Here is a 20,907-nt window from a genome sequence, read left to right as displayed (position 1 = left end):
TCATCGGTGGGGGCCGGTTTTTTTAACGAGGCTGCCATGCAAGATGCTCTCAGCAGTTACCATCGTCGCCAAGAGTCCGTTCGTCGCAAGCATGCGCGGATGGCGCATGGCTATGTCACAAAGTTGGACAAACGCACCGGGAACTTCGTTCAGGTGCCTGACAAGAAGACCTCCAGGGTCTCGCTGAAAATCATCCTCTGGACCGCGGTTCTGTTTGTCGGGTTCAAGGTGCTTTTGCTGACCGGTCTGGGCGCGGAAGCGTACAACGGCCATGTGGCGAGCTTGTCGCAGGGCACCGCGTATGAGCGTGCAGGCGCATGGTTCATGCAGATCGATCCAATCACCGCGCAGCTTTCCAGCATTGTCTCTCTTGGTGTTTCCCGACACTGACATTTGGGGCTGGTTTGCGGAGCAGCGCCAAGGTGAGCTTCCATGAAAAAAGGCCGCGTCTCTGATCCGAGGCGCGGCCTTTTGCCAGTGGAGTTTAACATCGAATTACCGACGCGAGACGGAATCGATGTCACTGCGCGCCAGGCCGATGTCGTCAAGTTCGCGATCAGACAGGGCGGACAGGATCTTGCGTGTCGCGCGGGCATCTTTCCAGCGTGCGAACATGCTTTTGCGTGCAACACGGGTTTCGTTCAGCGTGCCGTACAGGCCAAGTGCGGAATTGAAGAACGTGCCGATGCGGTAATCTGCGTGGGACGGAGTGTTGGTGTTGAAGGTTGCCATTGTTGTGCTTTCAAAAGAGGGAGGCATGTTTACAAACCGCACGTAATTTGTGCATGGCGTCCGAGCAAGCCGCCATTTCTGCATATTACGGATGCGTTTTTTGCATAGCTTAAAAATGCATCAATTGTCTGTAAAGTTTAGATAAATTCCGCTTGATGACGTGTCGTTTACAAGCCGCCGATGTGCGATTTCAAACCTCAGTCCCGGCCAGATGTCGCGCGCAGTCGGTAGAACGTCGCTTTTCACCCCTCTTGTATTAACCTTGGTGTTTGTTCGTGTTTCGTGCTACCCGTGACCGCAAAACAACAAGAGTGGGCAGGTATGCGGGTTTTGGGCATTGATCCGGGGTTGCGACACCTCGGATGGGGCGTGATTGACGTGGATGGCAGCCGCTTGCGGCATGTGGCGAACGGGGTTTGCGATTCGGAAGGCACCGATCTGGCACTGCGGCTGCTGTCGCTGCACGGCCAGTTGACGCGGGTTTTCCAGAAATACGCACCGGAAGAAGCGGCCATCGAAAAGACTTTCGTGAACAAGGATGCGGTCGGCACGCTGAAACTGGGGCAGGCGCGCGGCGTTGCGCTGTTGGTGCCGGCGCAGTTTGGTCTGTCCGTCGGGGAATACGCCCCGAACCAAGTGAAAAAGACTGTGGTCGGAGTGGGCCATGCGGACAAAAAGCAGGTGCAGCATATGGTCATGATGCAGCTTCCGGGGTGTAAGCTGGCGGGGCCGGATGCGGCGGATGCGCTGGCCATCGCCATTTGCCACGCGCATCAGTCGGGCACTCAACGAATGAAAGTGAAAGCATCATGATTGGACGGATTGCCGGAGTGATCGTCTACAAGGGAGACGATCATGTGCTGATCGATGTGCGCGGCGTGGGCTATGTCGTCTATTGCACCGACCGTGTGCTGGCCTCTTTGGGCCGCGCAGGAGAGGCAGCAGCGCTGTTCACCGACATGTTGGTGCGCGAAGATTTGTTGCAGCTTTTTGGCTTCCCCTCGTTGGTGGAAAAGGAATGGTTCCGGCTGCTGTTGTCCGTGCAAGGGGTCGGGGCGAAAGCATCGCTGGCGATTCTGTCGGCGGTCGGGGCGGACGGGGTGTCGCGCGCCATTGCCTTGGGTGACTGGAATACGGTCAAGGCGGCCAAGGGCATAGGCCCCAAGACCGCGCAACGGGTGGTCAATGAACTCAGGGACAAGGCCCCTGCCGTCATGGCCATGGGCGCGGGGATTGAGGCAGGCGCTGCCAGTGCTGCCAAGGTCGATGCCTCCGATGCGGATCATGTGATCGATCCCGTGCCATCCCCTGCAGCAACGGCGGTGCAGATGTCGGCCTCTGCTCAGGCTGAGGCGCTGTCCGCCTTGGGCAACCTTGGATATGCACCGGGCGAAGCGGCAGGGGCGGTGGCTCAGGCTGCGGGTGAGGCGCCGGAGGCCGATACTGCCGGTTTGATCCGCGCGGCGTTGAAGCTGCTGGCCCCAAAGGGATAGAGGTGGGCGTGACACTCACCCGACGGACAAGGGAAGCTCATGGAGCCTGATCCAACTTTGCGGCCCGAGCCGATGGACGACGAACAAGGCGGGCTGGACCGCGCGCTGCGGCCTCAGATGCTGGACGACTTCATCGGTCAGGCAGAGGCGCGGTCGAACCTGCGGGTTTTTATCGCGTCTGCGCGCCAAAGGGCCGAGGCGATGGACCACACGCTGTTCCATGGCCCGCCGGGTTTGGGGAAGACCACGCTGGCGCAGATCATGGCGCGGGAACTGGGGGTCGGCTTTCGCATGACCTCCGGCCCGGTATTGGCCAAGGCCGGTGATCTGGCCGCGATCCTGACCAACCTCGAACGCAACGACGTGCTCTTCATCGACGAAATTCACCGCATGAATGCCGCTGTCGAGGAGGTGCTGTATCCCGCGATGGAGGATTTCGAGCTCGACCTTGTGATCGGTGAAGGGCCGGCTGCGCGGACGGTTCGGATCGAATTGCAGCCATTTACGCTGGTGGGGGCGACGACGCGACTGGGGTTGCTGACAACGCCTTTGCGGGACCGCTTTGGCATCCCGACGCGGTTGAATTTCTATACGATCCAAGAGCTTGAGACCATCGTTGCCGGAAATGCGCGCAAGCTGGGCGTCAAGATCGAGGGCGATGGCGCGTTGGAAATCGCGCGGCGCGCCCGTGGCACGCCCCGGATCGCCGGACGTTTGCTGCGGCGGGTCGTCGACTTTGCCGTGGTCGAGGGCGGCGGTGTGGTCAGCCGTGCGCTGGCGGATTCGTCTTTGACCCGCTTGGGTGTGGACGCCAAGGGCCTGGACGGTGCGGACAGGCGCTATCTGACGCTGATCGCGGAGAGTTACCTTGGCGGGCCTGTGGGCATTGAAACGCTGTCGGCGGCACTGTCCGAAAGCCGTGATGCGCTGGAGGAGGTGGTGGAGCCCTACCTGCTGCAACAGGGCCTGATCCAGCGGACGCCGCGTGGCCGGATGCTGACGCAATCGGCGTGGCAGCATCTGGGTCTGAACCCGCCACGCGCGCAGGAGCCGGGGCAGGGCACACTGTTTGACGGCTGAAGCCGGGTTGAGCGCCGTTGCCGCGCGGTGTACCAAGCCGACCCACAGCATCGACGAGGGCGAGATTTTGAACGAAGACACCGCAGCTTTGACGCCTGAGGATATCTCAGCCTTGTTCACCCGCTCTGACGGCCAGTATTTCTGTGCGCGTTGGGGGCGACCCTTGGCACCGATCGTGTTCGGTGTGGCGGATGAGACACTCTCCGTGGTCAAAGGCGCGTTCGAGGCCGTCTGCGCCCTGACGGGCCACAAGATGACCGAGCACGACCCTGAACTTGGCACCAATCTGATGATGTTTTTCGTCCGCGATTGGGCGGAGTTGCGCGATGTGCCGGATCTTGACCGTTTGGTGGATGGGTTGCCCGCCCTGGTGGACCGTCTGGAGGACGCGGGAGCGCATCAACACCGCACGTTCAGGTTCGACACCAATGGGTCGGTGAAGGCGTGTTTTGTCTTCTTGCGCATAGACGGTGAGCTGGCCGAGATGTCCGCGGAGGCGCTGGCCCTCGGTCAGGCAGTGCAGAGCATGTTGGTCTGGTCTGATACGGCTTTTGCAGAGCGCTCACCGCTTGCGCGTGTGGGCGAGACAATCGTGCTGCGGTCAGAAATCGCGTCGGTCCTCCAAGCAGCGTATGATCCGATCTTGCCCCCGGTGGCGCAGGATAACAGTCACGCGCTGCGAATTTTTGCTCGTGCTACCGCGGAGGCCCCACGCTCGTGAGGCAGAGTGTGCGCGACTTGAGTGTTTGTTAAGACCTCACGCTCTCACGACAGGTTCACCGGCACTTGCCCGTTGCCTTTCCAGGCGGTCATCTGCGTGGTTTGGAGCCTTTAGCGGCATGGCCAGCTTGGAGACAAAAAGGGGCGCAACCGTTGCGGCGCGCCCCATGCTCTGTTCAACGCACCATGCCAACGATTTCGAGCGTCTTGGCCATGACCGGATTGGCGATCTCGCGGGCGCGGTCAGCACCGCGGCGCAGGATGGCGTCAATCTCCTCCGGGGATTCCATAAGGCGCGCCATCTCTCCTGAAATCGGGGACAGTTTTGCCACGGCCAGATCGGCCAGCATCGGCTTGAACTCGGAGAACTGCTTGCCGCCCACATCTGCCAACACCTCTGCCTGCGTCTGGCCATTCAGAGCGGCATAGATGTTCACAAGGTTGCGCGCCTCTGCCCGGCGTTCGAGACCCTCCGCCTCAGACGGCAGGGCATCGGGATCTGTGCGCGCTTTGCGGATCTTGCCGGCGATGGTGTCGGCGTCATCGGTCAGGTTGATGCGCGACATATCCGACGGGTCGGATTTCGACATCTTCTTTGACCCGTCGCGCAGGGACATGACCCGCGTTGCCGTGCCTTCGATCACGGGTTCCGGGACCGGAAAGAAGTCGACGCCGTAGTCGTGGTTGAACTTGATCGCGATGTCGCGGGTCAGTTCGACGTGTTGCTTCTGATCCTCGCCCACGGGCACATGCGTGGCCTGATACAACAGAATGTCGGCAGCCATCAGCGCCGGATAGGCAAACAGACCCAGCGAGGCGTTCTGCTGGTTCTTGCCCGCCTTGTCCTTCCACTGGGTCATGCGCTGCATCCATCCCATGCGGGCGACGCAGTTGAACACCCAAGCCAATTCGGCGTGGCCGGACACGGCGCTTTGGTTGAACAGGATCGATTTTTCCGGATCGACACCGGAGGCGATAAAGCCCGCGCAGAGCTCACGCGTGGCGTTGCGCAGCTTGGCCGGATCTTGCCAGACGGTGATCGCATGCATGTCGACCATGCAAAACACGGACTGCACGCCGCTGTCCTGGCTGTCGGCGAAACGCTTCAGCGCGCCAAGGTAATTGCCCAAGGTCAGCCCGCCCGAAGGCTGGATGCCCGAGAACACGCGCGGGGTGAAGGCGGCATTGGTCTGACCTTCGGTCATATCGGGTGTCTCCGTGGTGGCATTGTCAACGCAGGTGGCTTACCGAGGGCGCAGAGGACCGTCAAGGAAGAGGCCCCCATGAGCGACCCTAACGACCCGTTCCGCCCGATCAACGAGGCGCCCGTAAATCCCGTGCCCCCTGTCGTGGTGGCCTTGTTTCTGGTGCTGTTGGGCATCGAAGCGGTTTTTTCCCTGTCCGAGATGGGGCTGATCGGCGGCCGGGATGCCGTCGGACTGCGTCTGGAATATATCGAACGCTTCGGTTTTTCGGGGCGGCTATTCGATTGGATGGTCGACAATGGAACATGGCCGCCGGAACATCTGATCCGTTTTGTGTCTTACGCCTTTCTCAGCGGGGCATTCTACAACGGTGTATTTGCCATGGTGTTCGTTCTGGCCATGGGAAAGGTCGTGGCGGAGGCCATGGGGCCGTTCGTTTTTGTGACGATCTACGTGGTGAGCGCGATTTTCGGCGCCCTGGCCTTTGGCCTGCTGAGCAACGATCCCTGGCTGGTGGGGGCCTATCCGTCGGCCTTTGGTCTCATCGGAGGGTTTTCCTACCTGCTCTGGCTTAAGCTGGGGCAGAGCGGCGCGCCCCAGATCCGCGCATTTGCGTTGATCGGGATGCTGATGGGGATCCGGTTGGTGTTCGGCTTTCTGTTCGGCGGTGATGACACGTGGATCGCGGATCTGGCGGGCTTTGTTGCCGGATTCGGGTTGGCGGTGGTGCTGGTGCCCGGTGGGCTGACGCGTTTGCGGGATCGACTGCGGCGGTAACGTCTGTTCAGCGTATCGGGCGGACGCGATGATATGCACGCGCCGCTCTTGGTGGCTCGCAAGCGGGCATCGTGCCGATGATCCGCGGCGCGCGTGTGGCATTTGCCCGGCTGCCTGCTGCGAGGCGCCATACCCGCGCCGCGGGATCAGAGTTGTGGAAAGCGAAAAATCGTCTTGTGCCGGGCGCTGTCTCCCAGCGCTGTACCCGCCGCCGCTCCGGTTGGCAGCGCCTTGGTCATGAGGCGCTGCGCCGGCGAACGATGCTCTTGATCTCGGACAGGCTGAAGGCGCCAAGCAATTGGCCCGCCAGACCGTAGACCACGCTTCCTAGCGCGATCAGAGCGAGCAATGCCGGAACGCGGGCCACAGGCTGCGCGAGCCAAGGTTGCATCACGACTTGCCCGCCGTAGAGCGCCGCGCCCATCACGGCACAGGCGGCGAGGATGCGCAGCAGGCGGCTGTAAAACCGGGCGTCAAATCGCGCCACGTCGCCCATGCGCCGCGCCCCGAATGCCAGTTGCAGGACCATCGTCCACCCCGCCAGCGTCGTGGCGATGGCCGGCGCAATCCAACCAATCACTGGGGCGAGACCGACGGCCGCCACCGCGTTCACCGCCATGGACCAAACCGCGTAGCGGAAGGGCGAGCGCGTGTCTTCGCGCGCGAAGTACAGCGGTTGCAACACCTTTTGCAGCACAAAGGCCGGCAGGCCCAAGCCGTATATCGCCACGGCGAGCGACATGGCGCGGGCGTCCTCCGGCCCGGTGCGACCATGTTCAAACAAAACAGATACCAGCGGGTAAGGGATGACCACCAGCGCCACGGCGCAGGGCACGGTCAAGGCAAGGCTCAGCTCTCCCGCGCGGGAAAATGCCATACGCCCGCCTGCGTGATCCTCGGCCTTCAGACGGCGCGAGAGGTCGGGCAGCAGCACGATGCCGATGGCGATGCCCACCACGCCCAGCGGCAGCTGGTACAGACGATCGGCGTTGAACAGCCAGCTCACGGCCTTGTCGAAATGAGAGGCCACCTGCTGTCCCACCAGAAGGTTTACCTGCATCACACCACCTGCCAACGCAGCGGGAATGGCAATGCGGGTGAGGCGCTTGATGTCCGAGGTCAGACGAGGACGGCCCGGTCGGATCTTCAACCCCGCGCGCTCTGCCGCGATCCAGACCAGAACCAGTTGCGCCACACCCCCCAAAGGGATGCACCAGATCAGCCACCAGATCGCGTCGCCCCCCAAATAGCGAGGGCCAAGGACTAAAGCCGTCACGATGAAAATGTTCAGCAGCACCGGCGCGGCGGCGGCGGCGGCAAACCGGCCCATGGCGTTCAGCGCGCCGGAAAACAGCGCCGCCAAAGAAATCAACAGGATGTAGGGAAAGGTCACACGCCCAAAAGCAATCGTCAGGTCGAACCTCTCATCGCCTGCAAACCCGCCTGCCGTGGCCCAGACAAGGACTGGCATGAACACAAGTGCAAGGCCCGTGAGCATCAGCAACACCAAGGCCAGCCCGTTGAACGCATCACGCGCGAACTTTTGGGGGTCTTCTTCGGCTTCGACCTTTTTGGAGTACATTGGCACGAAAGCGGCGTTGAAAGCGCCTTCGGCAAAGAAGCGGCGAAACATGTTCGGCAGGCGGAAGGCCGCGACAAAGGCGTCCATCAGCGGGCCGGGGCCGATCATTGTGGCGATGAGGATGTCGCGCGCCAGCCCCAGAAAACGGCTGGCGAGGGTCCAGAAGCCAACGGTGAGGATGCCGGTGATTAAACGTATGGGTTTCATGGGCGTAACGCGCTCCGAGGTCTGCACTGCGGCTTAGCCGATAGAAAAGGTCTCTGCCACCCCAGTGCTGTGCAGAGGTGGCAGAGACATGGTGCAGAATCCGCGCAGGCGTCAGCCGGTTTCGTAGGCGCGCTGCGACCCCTCGGCCAGGGCCAGTCGCAGCTTCTTCTCGATCAGGTCACGCTTGGCCTGACTGTGAAGTTTCAATCCGAACATGTCTTTCACATAGAAGGTATCGACCACCTGCTCGCCGTAGGTCGCGATGACGGCAGAGGCGATGTAGATGTTCTGATGCGCCAGTGTCCGGGTCACGTCATAGAGCAACCCTGCCCGGTCGCGGGTGTCGACTTCGATGATCGTGAAGATCTCGGAGCCATCGTTGTCGAAGGTGATATGCGTCGGTACCTTGAACGCCTTCTCGCGCTTCTTCAGCTTGTCCTTCGGTTTGATGGCTTCGCGGGCGACGATTTCGCCCTTGAGCGTCTTGAGGATCATCTGACGCAGACGCGGAATGCGCGTGTTGTCGTAAGGGGTGCCTTCGCCATCCTGAATCCAGAACATGGCCACCGCATACCCATCGCGTGTGGTGAAGGTACGCGCATCCACGACATTCGCACCGACCAGCGCCAGCGCGCCGGTCAGCCGCGAGAAGATGCCGGGATGGTCCTGAAGGGCAAAGGCCACGCGGGTCGCATCGCGGTCCTCGTCCAGATGGATGTCCATGCCGATCTCGTCGTTGCTCAGCTCGCGCAGGAGCTTGGCAATGATGACGTGGCCCGTGACATGCAGCCCCTGCCAATAGGGTTCGTAATGGCGTGTGGTTTCGCGGGCCACTTCGGCTGCGGACCATTCGGACAGCGCGTCGCGCAGCGCTTTCTTCGCCTCGGCACCACGGTTTTCGCGGTTGAGGTCTTCCATCCCGCCTTCGAGCGCACGGCGTGTTTGCCGGTAGAGCCCCCGCAGCAGCGCGGCTTTCCAGTTGTTCCAGACGCCGGGGCCCACGCCGCGAATATCGCAAACGGTTAGTACGGCCAGCAGATCGAGCCGTTCGCGGGTCTTCACCGCCTTGGCAAAGTCGCGCACGGTGCGTGGGTCGGCGATGTCGCGTTTCTGAGCCATGTCCGACATCAGCAAGTGATAGCGGACCAGCCATTCCACGGTCTCGGATTCCTCCTTGGTCAGGCCAAGGCGCGGGCAGACGGTGCGGGCGATGCGAGCGCCCAGGATGGCATGGTCTTCGTCGCGCCCCTTGCCGATGTCGTGCAGCAGGAGCGCGATATAAAGAATACGCCGGTTGACCCCTTCGGCCATAATGGTCGACGCGACGGGCAGATCTTCTTCGAGCTGATTGTTCTCAATCTCGGACAGGTGCCAGATGCATTGGATGGTGTGCTCATCCACCGTATAGTGATGGTACATGTTGAACTGCATCATCGCCACGATGGGGGCAAACTCCGGCAGGAATGCTGCAAGGACGCCCAGTTCACTCATCCTGCGCAAGGCGCGTTCCGGGTTGCCGTGGTTCAGCAACAGGTCGAGAAACAGCTCCTGCGCGGCTGGATCTTGGCGCATGTCCTTGTCGATCAGGTGCAGATTTGCCTTCACCAGACGCATGGCATCGGGATGGATCAGAAGCTCCGTGCGCAATGCTTCTTCAAAGATGCGCAGAAGGTTCAGTTTTTGGTTCAGAAAACGCTCATCGTCCTGAATGGCCAGACGCCCATGGGTGACAGTGTAGCCGCTGGCGGTGTCCGGCGTGCGCGAAAAGATCCGTTTGAGCAGCGGCGGACCTTTGGTGTGGTCGGCCTCCAGTGAGGTCAGCAGGATCCGGGTGAGGTCTCCTACTGCCGTGGCGTGACGGAAGTAGTCCTGCATGAACCATTCGACGGCGCGGCGGCCACTGCGATCATTGTAGCCCATGCGGGCCGCGATGTCGGGCTGCGTGTCAAAGGACAGCTGCTCCACTGCGCGTTTCGAGATCATGTGCAGGTGAATGCGGACGGCCCATAAAAACCGCTCGGCCTGCACAAAGGTCTCGTATTCTTCGGGCAGAAACACACCCTTGCCAACCAGTTGTCCCACATCTTCGGTGTGGTGCACGTATTTGATGATCCAGAACAGCGACTGCAGATCGCGCAGCCCGCCCTTGCCCTCCTTGACGTTGGGTTCGACCATGTATCGCTGGCCTTGCTTGTCATGGCGCAAATCCCGCTCTTCGAGCTTGGCGGCGACGAAATCGCGTGCCGTGCCTTCGAAGAGCTGTGTCCAGAGCGTCTCTTCCAGTTCTTCGTACAGGTCGATGTTGCCGGTCAGGTGACGGGCTTCGAGCATGGCGGTGCGGATCGTGTAGTCTTCTCCTCCCAAGCGCACGCAATCGCGCACGGTGCGGGAGGCGTGGCCCACTTTCAGTTTCAGATCCCACATGATGTAGAGCATCGATTCAATGACGCTCTCGGCCCAGGCGGTGATCTTGTAGGGGGTCAGAAAAAGCAGATCGACGTCGGAAAACGGCGCCATTTCACCCCGGCCATATCCGCCGACGGCCACAACGGACAGCCGTTCGCCTTCGGTCGGATTGTATTTGGGATGTATAACCTGTGTGGCGACTTCGAACGCGAGGGTGACAATCCCATCGGTCAGCCAGGTGTACGAGCGGGTAGTGCGACGCGAGCCAAAGGGCTCCTGCTCGAAGGCGGCCTGGATGACCTTGCGGCCGCGGTCAGCCGCGCTGGACAGGTGCGCCACGGTGGCCTTTCGCACCTCGGATTCTGACGCGCCGGGCTTCAGGGCGGAAAACAGGTCGGCCCGTATTGCCGGCACGTCAAATATATCGGCTGCCGGCGCAATCAAATCCGCCGGCAGGACGTTTGAGTCTGGCTCAGAAACCGGTTCCGGATAGGCTGCTGGGGGCAGGGTCAAGGATCACCATCTGGTTGTTCTGGATCGAGGCCACCGCCAGCGCGCGCTGGTTGACGCCATTGTTCAACAGGCGGAATACACCGCCGGTCCCAGTAAATCCAGCAGAGGTGAGGCTTTTTCCTGTCAATGCGTCGGACTTCCCACGCTTTGCCAACATACCGATGGCGGAAATCCCGTCATAGGCAAGCCCCGCGAGCGGGTGCGGCGCAGTCCCATATTTGGAGGCGTAACGCTGGTTGAACGCGTCCTGACGCTGCACGTCGGGGATCGCAAACCATGCGCCCTCGGCACCGGGCAGGGTGAACAGATCGGGGCGCACATCCCAACGGGTCAGCCCGACGTACTGCACCTGGCCGGGCGTCACGCCGTTCTCGGGCAGTTGGTTCAGCAGCATCGGCATCGCGGCGTTGGTGGCGTCCGTGGTGATGAAAATCGAATCCGCCTGACCGGAGCTGACGGCGGCGGCGGCCTTTTGCGCCACGGCAGATACGCCGGGCACGGAGAGCTGGTAACCCTCAGAGGACACGACCTGAATGCCGTTCACCGTGGCGGCTTGCTCAATGGCGAGCTTGCCAAACTGGCCGGGGACATCGTCGGAATACACCACAACAATGCGCTTTTTGCCTTGCTTGCGGGCATGCGCCATCAGTCGATCTGCCGTGTTCGCAAAGGTCGGGCCGAGGATGAAGACGTTTCCACCCGCAATCGCCGTGGTGTTGGAAAAGCTCAACACGTTCACATTTTCATCGGCCACAGCGGCCCCGGCAGCGTTGGCCGCCTCGGAGAAGAGCGGGCCGAGAATGATCTTGGCACCGTCATCAACCGCTTGTTGCGCCACGGACGCGGCCTGCGCCGCCTGTCCGGAGGTATCATAGACGCGCAGGTCGATTTCGACCCCGTCCAGCTCTGCCATCGCCAAACGTGCGGCGTTTTCGAGCGAATTGGCGACCGGCGCGGCGCCGCTGTCGGACTTGGGCACCAGCAAAGCCACAGGAACGGGCGCGCCGACCTGGATCGCTGCACCGCCTGCATTGGAAGACGCGCCACCCAAGCCTGCAGTGGTGATGGGATCACAGGCGGCAAGAATGCCGGCGGCTGTCAGAGCGGCAAGCGGTCGCATCGCCTTGCGAAGGCGGGGCAAAACGGTGAACATGGGGACTCCCTCGTCATTTGTGTCTTGCGGGGTGAATGGCCCGCAAGGGTTTCGTGCAATCATAGGGCGGACAGAATGGCGGGACCAGCGACTAATCCTGAGAAGGCGGATTTTGGCGGGGGCGGCGCGCCGAACACGTTGTCCGCAGGGCTGTACCTTGTGGCGGTTCCGATCGGGAATGCGCGGGATATCACTTTGCGGGCATTGGATATTCTGCGCGACGCGGACGTTTTGGCGGCAGAGGATACCCGGTCGCTGCGTCGCCTGATGGACCTGCATGGGGTGACGCTAGGTGATCGGCCGCTGGTCGCCTATCACGACCACAACGGCGACCGGATGAGGCCACGTCTGCTGGCGGACATCGCTGCTGGCAAGTCTGTGGCTTATGCGTCCGAAGCAGGCACGCCCATGGTGTCGGACCCCGGTTTCGACCTGGGCCGCGCCGTTGTCGAAGAGGGGGGCGCAGTCACCAGCGCGCCGGGGGCATCTGCCGCGATCATGGCGCTGACCTTGGCGGGCCTTCCGACGGACCGGTTCCTGTTTGCGGGTTTTCTTCCCAATGCGGGCGGTCCGCGACGCAAGGTCCTGGATGAACTGGTGGCGGTGCCTGCAACCCTGGTGTTCTACGAGTCGCCAAAGCGACTGGGGGCGATGCTGACCGAGGCCGCATCCCGCTTGGGGGACCGTCCGGCGGCCGTGTGTCGGGAGTTAACCAAGAAGTTCGAAGAGGTGCGGCGCGGAAGCCTGGCGGAATTGGCAGAGCACTATACGCAAAACCCGCCGAAAGGCGAGATCGTCGTGGTCGTGGGCAAGGGTGATTCAGACTCTGGTAAGGAAATTGACTTAGAACAAGTCGTGAACCTTGCGCTTCAGACGATGTCTGTGCGCGACGCTGCGGATTACGTGGCGGCGCGCTACGGTTTCAAGCGCAGGCCGGTATACCAAATGGCAATGCGGCTGTCCGAAAGTCGCGAGGGTGATTGACTTACAAGGGCCAACCGAGGGGGTTACAGTGCGTAGAACAGGGACAAAGGTGGACTCCAGACAGCTGTCTCTCTTTGAATGGACGTCGCCATTGGCGGAGCCCGCACGTCACAGTTCGGCCCAATCGCCTGACATTTTGGAAAGACCGCGCACCAAACCCCTGACACAGCGGCAATCAAAGGGATTGATCGGCCATGCGGCAGGCGCAGCGGCTGAGCTTTGTGTCGCGCAAGATTATGAACGACGTGGGTTTCCGATTGCACGTCATCGCTGGCGCGGCCAAGGCGGGGAAATCGACCTGATCGCCCGTGACGGTGAAGGACTGGTCTTCGTTGAAGTCAAGAAAAGCCGTTCGTTCGACCAGGCGCTGGATCGGCTCTCGACAAAGCAGATTGGTCGATTGCAGACGGCCGCCGAAGAATACATCGGAACGCAGCCAAGGGGCGCGCTTACCGACGTCCGCTTTGATGTAGCATTGGTCAACAGCTACGGCGAGTTGCGCATAATCGAAAATGCCTTCGTCGATTGCTAAGCTTCGCACAGGGGGGCTGCATTGCCTCTGCCGCCATGATGCGCCATCTATGTGACGAAATCGTACCGGATTTCTTCAGGGGATGCGCATGAAGATTGCTTTTCAGATGGACTCGATCAACGGGGTCAACATCAATGCAGATAGCACGTTCCGCCTCGCCGAGGAGGCGCAGGCACGCGGGCATGAGTTGTTTTACTATGGGCCAGACCAATTGGCCTTTGACGAAGGGCGGATCACCGCCACGGGACACTGGATGAAAGTTCAGCGCGTGGCTGAGGCACCGGCGATTCTCGGGGAGCGCGTGACTCTAGACCTTGCGGACATGGACGTGATCTGGCTGCGGCAAGATCCGCCATTCGACATGCACTACATAACCACAACTCATTTGCTAGAACGTTTGAAGGGCAAGGCACTGGTGGTAAACGACCCCTTCTGGGTCCGCAATTTCCCAGAAAAGCTGCTGGTTCTCGGCTTTGAGGGCTTCACGCCGCCGACCATGATCGCGCGAGACCTGGAGGCCATCAAACGCTTCCGGGTCAAACATGGGGATATCATTCTAAAACCTCTCTATGGCAACGGCGGCGCAGGTGTCTTCCGTCTTACGCAAGACGACCGCAATCTGAGCTCCTTGCATGAATTGTTCACGGGGTTTTCTCGTGAGCCTTTGATTGTGCAGAAATATTTGCCCGACGTGACCAAAGGCGACAAACGGGTGATCCTCGTTGATGGCAAGCCCGTTGGTGCGATCAATCGCGTGCCAGCAGAGGGCGAAGTGCGGTCCAACATGCATGTGGGCGGTCGCCCTGAGAAGGTTGAGCTCACGGAGAGAGATCTGGAAATCTGCGCCGCAATTGGCCCCACGTTGCGTGACAACGGGCAGATTTTTGTCGGTATCGACGTCATTGGCGACTGGCTGACAGAGATCAACGTTACGTCGCCCACCGGGATTCAGGAGCTTGAACGTTTTGACGGCATCAACGTCGCCGAGATGATCTGGCAAGCGATAGAGGCCAAAGTCGCATGAGCTGGCAGCTGCAACTGCTGAACGCGCAGTTGCGGCTGTTCACGCGGCCGCGCATCGGCCGAACGCGGACGCCTGAGGAAGCGCAAAAGTCGGTCGAGCTTTCGTCGAAGCTGGCAATCGCGCCTCCGTATCTGCGCATTCTGGAACGGGCCGGAGGATTATACTGGATTTGCTGCGGCAGTTGCCGCCCAGACCGTGTTGTGCTGTATTTTCACGGCGGGGGCTTCATTTCAGGCAGCCCTTTGACGCACAGCGCGATGCTTGGCGCCTTGTCCTGCGACGCGGGCATCGAGGTCTGTGCGCTGCGTTACCCACTCACGCAAGAAGCGCCGTTTCCGGCCCAAATTGATGCGGCGATGTCCGCCTGGGAGCGCTTGAGACATCTGGGATACAAACCCGAAGACATCGTGTTGGGCGGAGACTCTGCGGGCGGTGGTTTGGCACTTTGTCTTCTGTCGCAGCTTTGCCAGCGCGGAGAAGCCCCCTCGGGTGTATTTACGTTTTCTCCCTGGACCGATCTGGCGTTGACCGGTGAATCATTGACGGAAAATGCTCAACAGGACCCGATCCTGCCACCGGAGCGCATTCACGAATTGGCAGAGATCGTCTTGGACGGCGCCGACCCGTGTGATCCGCGCGCCTCGGCGCTGTATGCTGCGTTTCCGGATTGTCCGCCGGTCTGGATTGCATGGTCGGAAACTGAAATTTTGCGGGACGACGGGGCACGCATGGCCACTCGTTTGCGGGATGAAGGGGCCGATGTGCAAACGGAGGTGCATTCCAGTGCACCCCATGTCTGGCCTCTTTTCCAGGGTTGGGTGCCAGAAGGGACTGAGACGTTGAAACACGCGGCGCAGTTTGTTCAGGAGTCCTTTGCGGAGAACAGCCGGTAGCTCAGGGCCTCCGCGACATGTGGCCTTTCGACGTTTTCCGATCCGGCAAGATCAGCGATGGTGCGGGCCACACGAAGAATCCGGTAATAGCCGCGCGCGGATAGGCAAAATCTGTCTGCGGCCCGGATCATAAGATCGCGTGTTCCGCTGTCCAGCGCGGCAATCTGTTCAAGGACACTGCCTTCTGCGTCGGCGTTGGTGCGCATATGCGGCGATGTGGCGAAGCGTGCATCTTGAACCGCCCGTGCGCGGGCGACGCGTTGGGCAATTTCGGCGGATGTGTCGCCGGATGCGGGTAAATTGAGGTCGCTGTAGCCGACGGCGGGAACTTCTATGCGCAAATCAAAGCGATCCATCAGCGGCCCGGAGATGCGGGCCAAGTAGTCTTCGCCACACAGGGGCGCTTTGGAGCAAGCGCGGTTGGCATCGGCCAAGTGCCCGCAGCGGCACGGATTTGCCGCAGCCATCATGAGAAACCGGCAAGGGTAACGGATGTGCGCATTCGCGCGGGCGACCATGACTTCACCAGTCTCAACAGGTTGCCGCAACGTTTCCAGAACAGGTCGCGGGAACTCGGGAAGCTCGTCCATGAACAATACGCCGTTGTGGGCCAGACTGATCTCGCCCGGCTTGGCGCCACGTCCGCCGCCGATCAACGCGGCCATGGACGCGGTGTGATGCGGTTCACGAAACGGACGGGTCCGGGAGATGCCTCCATCTGTCAATAAACCGGCTATGGAATGGATGATTGATGTCTCCAAAGCCTCCGACGGGGTTAGCGGGGGCAGCAGCCCCGGCATGCGTCCGGAAAGCATGGACTTCCCTGCGCCAGGCGGGCCCACCATCATAAGGTGATGGCGGCCAGCAGCGGCGATTTCCATGGCGCGTTTGGCACGCTCCTGACCTTTTACATCGCGCAGATCGCGGTGAGTTGTACCTTGTGTGATTTCACCGGGCTGGGCAGGTTCGAGGATGCACTGACCTGTGAAATGCTTAATGATATCAAGCAGGCTTGAGGCGCCGAGCACGTTGCAGGCTCCGACCCAAGCGGCCTCTCGGCCAGAGGCCTGAGGGCAAATCAGGGCGCGATCCTCCGCCGCGGCGGTCATCGCGGCGGGCAGCGCGCCAAGGACAGGCACGAGGGTCCCGTCAAGCGAAAGCTCTCCCAAGGCCAAGGTGCGAGAGACTGCATCAGGCGGGATGATGTCCAGCGCTGCAAGCAGGCCCAATGCGATGGGAAGGTCAAAGTGCGACCCCTCTTTTGGCAAATCGGCCGGTGATAGGTTAATTGTGATCCGTTTGGAGGGCAAAGCGATGGACAGCGAGGTAAGTGCGGTGCGCACACGGTCGCGCGCCTCCGATACGGCTTTGTTAGGCAGGCCGACGATGGAAAACGCCGGAACCCCAGGGGTCACGGCGCATTGGACCTCGACCGGTCTGGCTTCGACGCCTTCAAACGCAACTGTGTGTGCAGTGGCAACCATGAGTGTCCCAGATGTATGTTCCGCAGACTGTGGGTATGCATGGTTACTTTTCGATTAACTTATATTTAGCCGTGTCGATGCGTAGAAGCTCCGCCCCCTGAGTGGCAACTGTGTTTCTGACGGTGGAGCCGTGAACCGTCGCCCCGTGACACTGGCCGAGAGGCGTCTAAAACGGATATGGTGTGGCGCCAAAATCTTCAGCGCCGCCCCAGTTGCCAAACGATGCGCGGTGCGTCCCAGAGCGTTGGCAGCATTGTCAGAGAGACCGGCACGGCCGTGACCACGATGAAGCTCTGTAGCTTGCTGACACCGCCGGAGCCGATGGAGACGAGGATCACCGCCATGATGCCCATGGCGATCCCCCAGAACGCGCGCAGCCAGACACGTGGCTCCCCTTGAGACATGGTTTGCGCGACGACGTAACTCATGGAGTCACCCGTGGTCGCAACGAATGCCACCGTCAGCACAAGGAACGCAATCGACAGTGCTGTTCCAAAGGGGAAAGCCTGAGTGGTCGCCAGCAGGCCAGCCGGCAGGTTCAGCCCTTCGAAGGGCGCGGAGATGACGCCGGGATCCATCTGCTCGAAAATGATGCCAGAGCCGCCGATAATGGAGAACCAGAAGTTGGTGACCACAGGTGCCACGATGGAGAGCATCAGGATCATGGATCGAATTGACCGGCCCCGGCTGATCCGCGCGATGAAGATCGCCATCAACGGGCCATACCCGATAAACCAGCCCCAGAAGAAGATTGTCCACCAGCCAAGCCAGGCACTGTCGCCGAAGGCACCGGCCTCGCCACGAAATAGCGACATGGCAAAGAAGTTTTCGATATACGTGGTGAAGCCGCCCGCGAAGTTGGCGAAGATCGCCGACGTGGGGCCCACCACCAGCATGAAGACCAGCAGCACGAAAACCAGACCTATGTTGAACTGCGACAGAATCCGTATGCCTTTTGACAGCCCGGTGACGGCCGAGATCGAGTAGATCGAAACGAGCCCCAGCACCACGACTGCCTGCGTCGTAAAGGTGTCCGGAATCCCAAACAGCGCGTCCAGTCCGTAGCTGACCTGCAGCCCGAGAAAGCCAATCGGCCCAACGGTTCCGGCAACCACGGAAATGATGCTGAATGCATCGACGAGGGTGCCCAGCGGGCCGTGGATCACCCGGTCGCCAAAGACGGGAAAAAGCAGCGTGCGCGGCGCAAGGGACAGTCCGCGGTCATGGTGGTAATGCGACAGCAGTATCGTCGCCAAGGCACCGAGGATGGCCCAGCCGGGGAAACCCCAATGCAAAAACGCCTGTGCCAACGCGGCATGAGCCCGCGCATCCGGATCACCGGAGAGGTCGCCGAAAAGCGGCGGGGTCGAGAGATAATGCGCGATGGGTTCGCCGGCCGCCCAGAAGACGCCGCCGCCGCCGAGCAGCGTACACATGATCATCGCTCCCCACTGGAAGGTCGAAAACTCGGGCGCTTCGAGGTCCCCCATCTTATGGCGCGCCCCAGGCATGAGGCACAGGCCGATGCCAATGAGGAACGTCGCCAGCAGCAGTACCTGCCAGTAAAGCCCGAACCAGCGGGCCGAAAAAGCGAACGCTGCGTCGATCCAGACGGAAAGCTGCTCGATATCGAAAAGCGCGAAGGTGCAGAATGCTACAATGAAACCGCCGGTCAGTACGACCAGTGGCACGTCGAGGCTCCGCTCCCGGAGGGAGGGACTTTGTCTGTCAGGCATATCGTCCTTTCGGGGGAGGTCGTGCAGGCGCTCGTCCGGCATTCTTGCCGTGGACGCAGGTTCTATGGGCGACATGGCACCCGAAGGGGAGGCGGCAAGCGCCCGGCGGTGAGCTGGAGGGCTCGAGTCTAGGCTGCCGCGTAACGAAAGCGCCTGTTGGTTGTCAATGCATGACTGACCTGACTCCACGGCATTGTTCCAGTTTCAATGCCAGTGGGTGGTCGGCTTCTCGTCTACGGTGCGGTGCTTTTGTTACTTTGGTGGAGGCTACCCATCAGAGCGCTGTCTGGCCTGACATGGCGTCGTGTCGCGATCTGTCAATCATGATCCGGGCCTCGGGCTGAATGGCGAAGTCCGACCCGCCGGCCCTCGCCCATTCTTTGGCAGCCGAATGCGTCGCAATCCGCATGGCGGGCGGGAACCTCGCGGTGCAACTGCCGCAGGAGCGGATGTTCCAAGATTGCATTGGTGCGATGAAGACCGTTTGCCGCCCGCGCAGATCCATGCGCGGGCGGTTTCGGCGAAGTGTGCGATTTTCTCAGTTTTTAGAACGAAACGCACACTTATAGCTTGGGAGCAAATGCCTCGGATTTCGGTGCCAGGTCCCATGGGTGTTGTGGCAAGGCAACTAAACGCCCAACCGACGCGGTCATGCGCCCACGCCGGTTGGGCAGGTCGTTATCGTTATGTTTCAGAGCTGATCGGCAGCCGTTGGCGCACGAGCGTGGTCCAGTACGAGCAGCCCCAGGCAATGACATCGTCGTTGAAGTCATATTCAGGATGGTGCAGGCCCGCAGAGGGACCATTGCCGACATTGATCATCGCTCCCGGCACTTCGTTCAACATGAACGAGAAATCCTCGCCGCCCAGAACCGGTGGCATATCGAGCGAGACGTTCGACATGCCTGCCACCTCTTGCGCGGCTTTGGCGGCCAGTTCGGTTTCACGTTCGTGGTTCACGGTGACCGGATACATCCGGATATAATCGAGCGTTCCAGTTGCACCAAAGCCCGCCGCAATCTGTGGCACCAGCGCGGCCAGTTGTGCTTCGATATGCGTGCGAACCTCTTCGCGCAGGGTGCGCACCGTGCCCGTGATCTCGATCTTTTGCGGGATCACGTTAAACGCATTGCCTGCGTGGATCGTGCAGAGCGACACCACAGCGTTGTCCATCGGATCAATGGTGCGCGAGGTGATGGTCTGGATCGCCTGAATCAACGCCGCCGCAATCGGGAACGTGTCGATGGTGCTGTCCGGGCGTGCGGCGTGGCCGCCGCGACCTTCGATGGTGATGCGCACCTCGTCGACCGACCCCATGATCGGGCCTGACGCTATGGTGAACTCTCCAACAGGGAGGTTGGGGCGATTGTGCATGCCGTAGACCTCATCGCAGGGCCAGCGGGTGAACAAGCCGTCGTCGATCATTGCTTTCGCGCCTGCACCGCCTTCTTCGGCGGGTTGGAAGATGACGATCACGGTGCCATCAAACGCGCGACTTTCGACCAGCTGGCGGGCGGCGCCCAGCAGCATGGTGGTGTGCCCGTCGTGGCCGCAGGCGTGCATCATGCCATCGACCTGCGATGCCCAGGGCTTGCCCGTGGCTTCGACGATCGGCAGGGCGTCCATGTCCGCCCGCAGGCCGATCGTTCGGCCTGATGTGTTGGTCTGTCCGCGAATAACACCCACGACACCGGTGCGCCCGATGCCTTCGACCACTTCGTCCACACCTGCGGCGCGCAATGCTTCGGCGACGGTGGCCGCAGTGCGGGTCACATCATACAGCAGTTCGGGATTCTGGTGTAGATCGCGGCGGAAGGCGGTCAACGATTCAACTTGTTTGGCGACCCAGTTTTCAACGGCCATGGCTCAAGCGTCCTTGTTTTTCATGCGGTAGCGGAAATCACAGTAGCTTGCGCCCTTCATGATGGTCTGAGTGCGCGTCATCTCCATGTCGGGGTTATAGCCGATGCAGAAATCACCATCGCGGTTGCACGACAACAGGTGGCCGATGTCGCCCAGCCCCATGTCCTTGTACATCTCCGAATAGCGGCAGCGGGTGACGTTGAAATCCAGCGCCTCTTCGGAGGCTTCCAGTGTTTCGATCCGCAACGCGTCCTCACGCGTCCAGTTCGGCTGGATTGCTGCAAAATCCGTCAGGTCCGGCGCGTGGCCCAAAGCCTCGGCAAGCTGTTTGCCCTGTTCGATCGCCGACCGGGAGCATGTTTCGCCAATAACGGCTTCGGCCTCGGCGCGGTCGGTTCGGTCGGTTATGACGTCCAGAACGTGCTTCAGGATCATCGCCTCGATTTTGCGGCGCATCAGGATCGGCACGCTGTTCACGTCCAGTCCGTCAGAGGTGTTTGTGTCAGTTGTCATGAGGCAAGTC

At 61.0% G+C, this 20,907-nt stretch carries 19 protein-coding genes; 10 read left to right on the top strand and 9 right to left on the bottom strand.

The window, feature by feature from the left end:
• The first annotated feature begins 36 nt into the window (after positions 1 to 36).
• Positions 37 to 390 (top strand): hypothetical protein, encoded by a 354-nt coding sequence (locus J4E08_RS16715; protein ID WP_349539474.1) that lies wholly within the window; start codon positions 37 to 39, stop codon positions 388 to 390.
• Positions 391 to 495: 105 nt separating this feature from the next.
• On the opposite strand, the gene J4E08_RS16710 is transcribed toward J4E08_RS16715, so the two are convergent.
• Positions 496 to 732: a DUF1127 domain-containing protein gene (locus J4E08_RS16710; RefSeq protein ID WP_349539473.1), complete on the bottom strand. Its 237-nt coding sequence runs from the start codon at positions 730 to 732 to the stop codon at positions 496 to 498.
• A gap of 321 nt (positions 733 to 1,053) precedes the next feature.
• On the opposite strand from J4E08_RS16710, the gene ruvC reads away from it, so the two are divergent.
• From ruvC to J4E08_RS16690, 4 genes are all read left to right on the top strand, one after another.
• Positions 1,054 to 1,545, top strand: a complete 492-nt coding sequence (gene ruvC, locus J4E08_RS16705; protein WP_183966836.1) for a crossover junction endodeoxyribonuclease RuvC — start codon at positions 1,054 to 1,056, stop codon at positions 1,543 to 1,545.
• The gene (gene ruvA / locus J4E08_RS16700; protein ID WP_349539472.1) at positions 1,542 to 2,225 is read left to right on the top strand and encodes a Holliday junction branch migration protein RuvA; all 684 of its coding nucleotides are present in this window, start codon (positions 1,542 to 1,544) and stop codon (positions 2,223 to 2,225) included. The genes ruvC and ruvA overlap by 4 nt, the downstream gene beginning before the upstream one ends.
• A 39-nt stretch (positions 2,226 to 2,264) precedes the next feature.
• Positions 2,265 to 3,305, top strand: a complete 1,041-nt coding sequence (gene ruvB / locus J4E08_RS16695; protein WP_349539471.1) for a Holliday junction branch migration DNA helicase RuvB — start codon at positions 2,265 to 2,267, stop codon at positions 3,303 to 3,305.
• Positions 3,306 to 3,393: 88 nt separating this feature from the next.
• On the top strand, positions 3,394 to 4,026 hold the full coding sequence (locus J4E08_RS16690; RefSeq protein ID WP_349539534.1) for a hypothetical protein: 633 nt from the start codon (positions 3,394 to 3,396) through the stop codon (positions 4,024 to 4,026).
• A gap of 175 nt (positions 4,027 to 4,201) precedes the next feature.
• On the opposite strand, the gene trpS is transcribed toward J4E08_RS16690, so the two are convergent.
• Positions 4,202 to 5,230 (bottom strand): tryptophan--tRNA ligase, encoded by a 1,029-nt coding sequence (gene trpS / locus J4E08_RS16685; protein ID WP_349539470.1) that lies wholly within the window; start codon positions 5,228 to 5,230, stop codon positions 4,202 to 4,204.
• Between the two features lie 78 nt (positions 5,231 to 5,308).
• Here trpS and J4E08_RS16680 point away from each other — a divergent pair, with 78 nt between their 5' ends.
• Complete coding sequence (locus J4E08_RS16680; protein WP_349539469.1) at positions 5,309 to 6,007, top strand: rhomboid family intramembrane serine protease; 699 nt, start codon at positions 5,309 to 5,311, stop codon at positions 6,005 to 6,007.
• A gap of 235 nt (positions 6,008 to 6,242) precedes the next feature.
• On the opposite strand, the gene murJ is transcribed toward J4E08_RS16680, so the two are convergent.
• The 3 genes from murJ to J4E08_RS16665 all read right to left on the bottom strand — a co-directional run bounded on the left by murJ (position 6,243) and on the right by J4E08_RS16665 (position 11,868).
• Positions 6,243 to 7,796, bottom strand: coding sequence for a murein biosynthesis integral membrane protein MurJ (murJ, locus tag J4E08_RS16675; protein WP_349539468.1), 1,554 nt, complete (start codon positions 7,794 to 7,796; stop codon positions 6,243 to 6,245).
• Positions 7,797 to 7,907: 111 nt separating this feature from the next.
• The gene (locus tag J4E08_RS16670) at positions 7,908 to 10,715 is read right to left on the bottom strand and encodes a [protein-PII] uridylyltransferase (RefSeq protein ID WP_502949288.1); all 2,808 of its coding nucleotides are present in this window, start codon (positions 10,713 to 10,715) and stop codon (positions 7,908 to 7,910) included.
• A complete protein-coding gene (locus J4E08_RS16665) occupies positions 10,675 to 11,868 on the bottom strand; it encodes a penicillin-binding protein activator (RefSeq protein WP_349539467.1) in 1,194 nt (397 codons plus the stop codon). Before J4E08_RS16665 ends, J4E08_RS16670 begins: the two co-directional genes overlap by 41 nt.
• A gap of 75 nt (positions 11,869 to 11,943) precedes the next feature.
• Between J4E08_RS16665 and rsmI the strand changes: the two genes are divergently transcribed.
• From rsmI to J4E08_RS16645, 4 genes are all read left to right on the top strand, one after another.
• A complete protein-coding gene (gene rsmI, locus J4E08_RS16660) occupies positions 11,944 to 12,852 on the top strand; it encodes a 16S rRNA (cytidine(1402)-2'-O)-methyltransferase (protein ID WP_349539466.1) in 909 nt (302 codons plus the stop codon).
• A 136-nt stretch (positions 12,853 to 12,988) separates the two neighbouring features.
• A complete protein-coding gene (locus J4E08_RS16655) occupies positions 12,989 to 13,384 on the top strand; it encodes a YraN family protein (protein ID WP_349539465.1) in 396 nt (131 codons plus the stop codon).
• Between the two features lie 88 nt (positions 13,385 to 13,472).
• Positions 13,473 to 14,408 (top strand): glutathione synthase, encoded by a 936-nt coding sequence (gene gshB, locus J4E08_RS16650; RefSeq protein ID WP_349539464.1) that lies wholly within the window; start codon positions 13,473 to 13,475, stop codon positions 14,406 to 14,408.
• Entirely contained in the window at positions 14,405 to 15,301 is an 897-nt protein-coding gene (locus tag J4E08_RS16645; RefSeq protein ID WP_349539463.1) for an alpha/beta hydrolase, read from the top strand. The genes gshB and J4E08_RS16645 overlap by 4 nt, the downstream gene beginning before the upstream one ends.
• Here the strand turns inward: J4E08_RS16645 and J4E08_RS16640 are convergent.
• The 4 genes from J4E08_RS16640 to J4E08_RS16625 all read right to left on the bottom strand — a co-directional run bounded on the left by J4E08_RS16640 (position 15,271) and on the right by J4E08_RS16625 (position 20,897).
• Positions 15,271 to 16,785 carry a YifB family Mg chelatase-like AAA ATPase gene (locus J4E08_RS16640; protein WP_349539462.1) on the bottom strand — a complete coding sequence of 505 codons (1,515 nt, stop codon included), beginning with the start codon at positions 16,783 to 16,785 and terminating at the stop codon, positions 15,271 to 15,273. The genes J4E08_RS16645 and J4E08_RS16640 overlap by 31 nt on opposite strands.
• Positions 16,786 to 16,982: 197 nt before the next feature.
• Entirely contained in the window at positions 16,983 to 18,476 is a 1,494-nt protein-coding gene (locus J4E08_RS16635; RefSeq protein WP_349539461.1) for a BCCT family transporter, read from the bottom strand.
• Between the two features lie 729 nt (positions 18,477 to 19,205).
• A complete protein-coding gene (locus J4E08_RS16630) occupies positions 19,206 to 20,384 on the bottom strand; it encodes a M20 aminoacylase family protein (protein ID WP_349539460.1) in 1,179 nt (392 codons plus the stop codon).
• A gap of 3 nt (positions 20,385 to 20,387) precedes the next feature.
• Positions 20,388 to 20,897 carry an L-2-amino-thiazoline-4-carboxylic acid hydrolase gene (locus tag J4E08_RS16625; protein ID WP_349539459.1) on the bottom strand — a complete coding sequence of 170 codons (510 nt, stop codon included), beginning with the start codon at positions 20,895 to 20,897 and terminating at the stop codon, positions 20,388 to 20,390.
• Positions 20,898 to 20,907 lie beyond the last annotated feature (10 nt).

The sequence above is a fragment of the Sagittula sp. NFXS13 genome, assembly GCF_040148795.1.
Taxonomy (GTDB): Bacteria; Pseudomonadota; Alphaproteobacteria; order Rhodobacterales; family Rhodobacteraceae; genus Sagittula; species Sagittula marina.
Note: the sequence above shows the minus strand (reverse complement) of the source record. Positions and strands in the feature narration are given on the sequence as shown.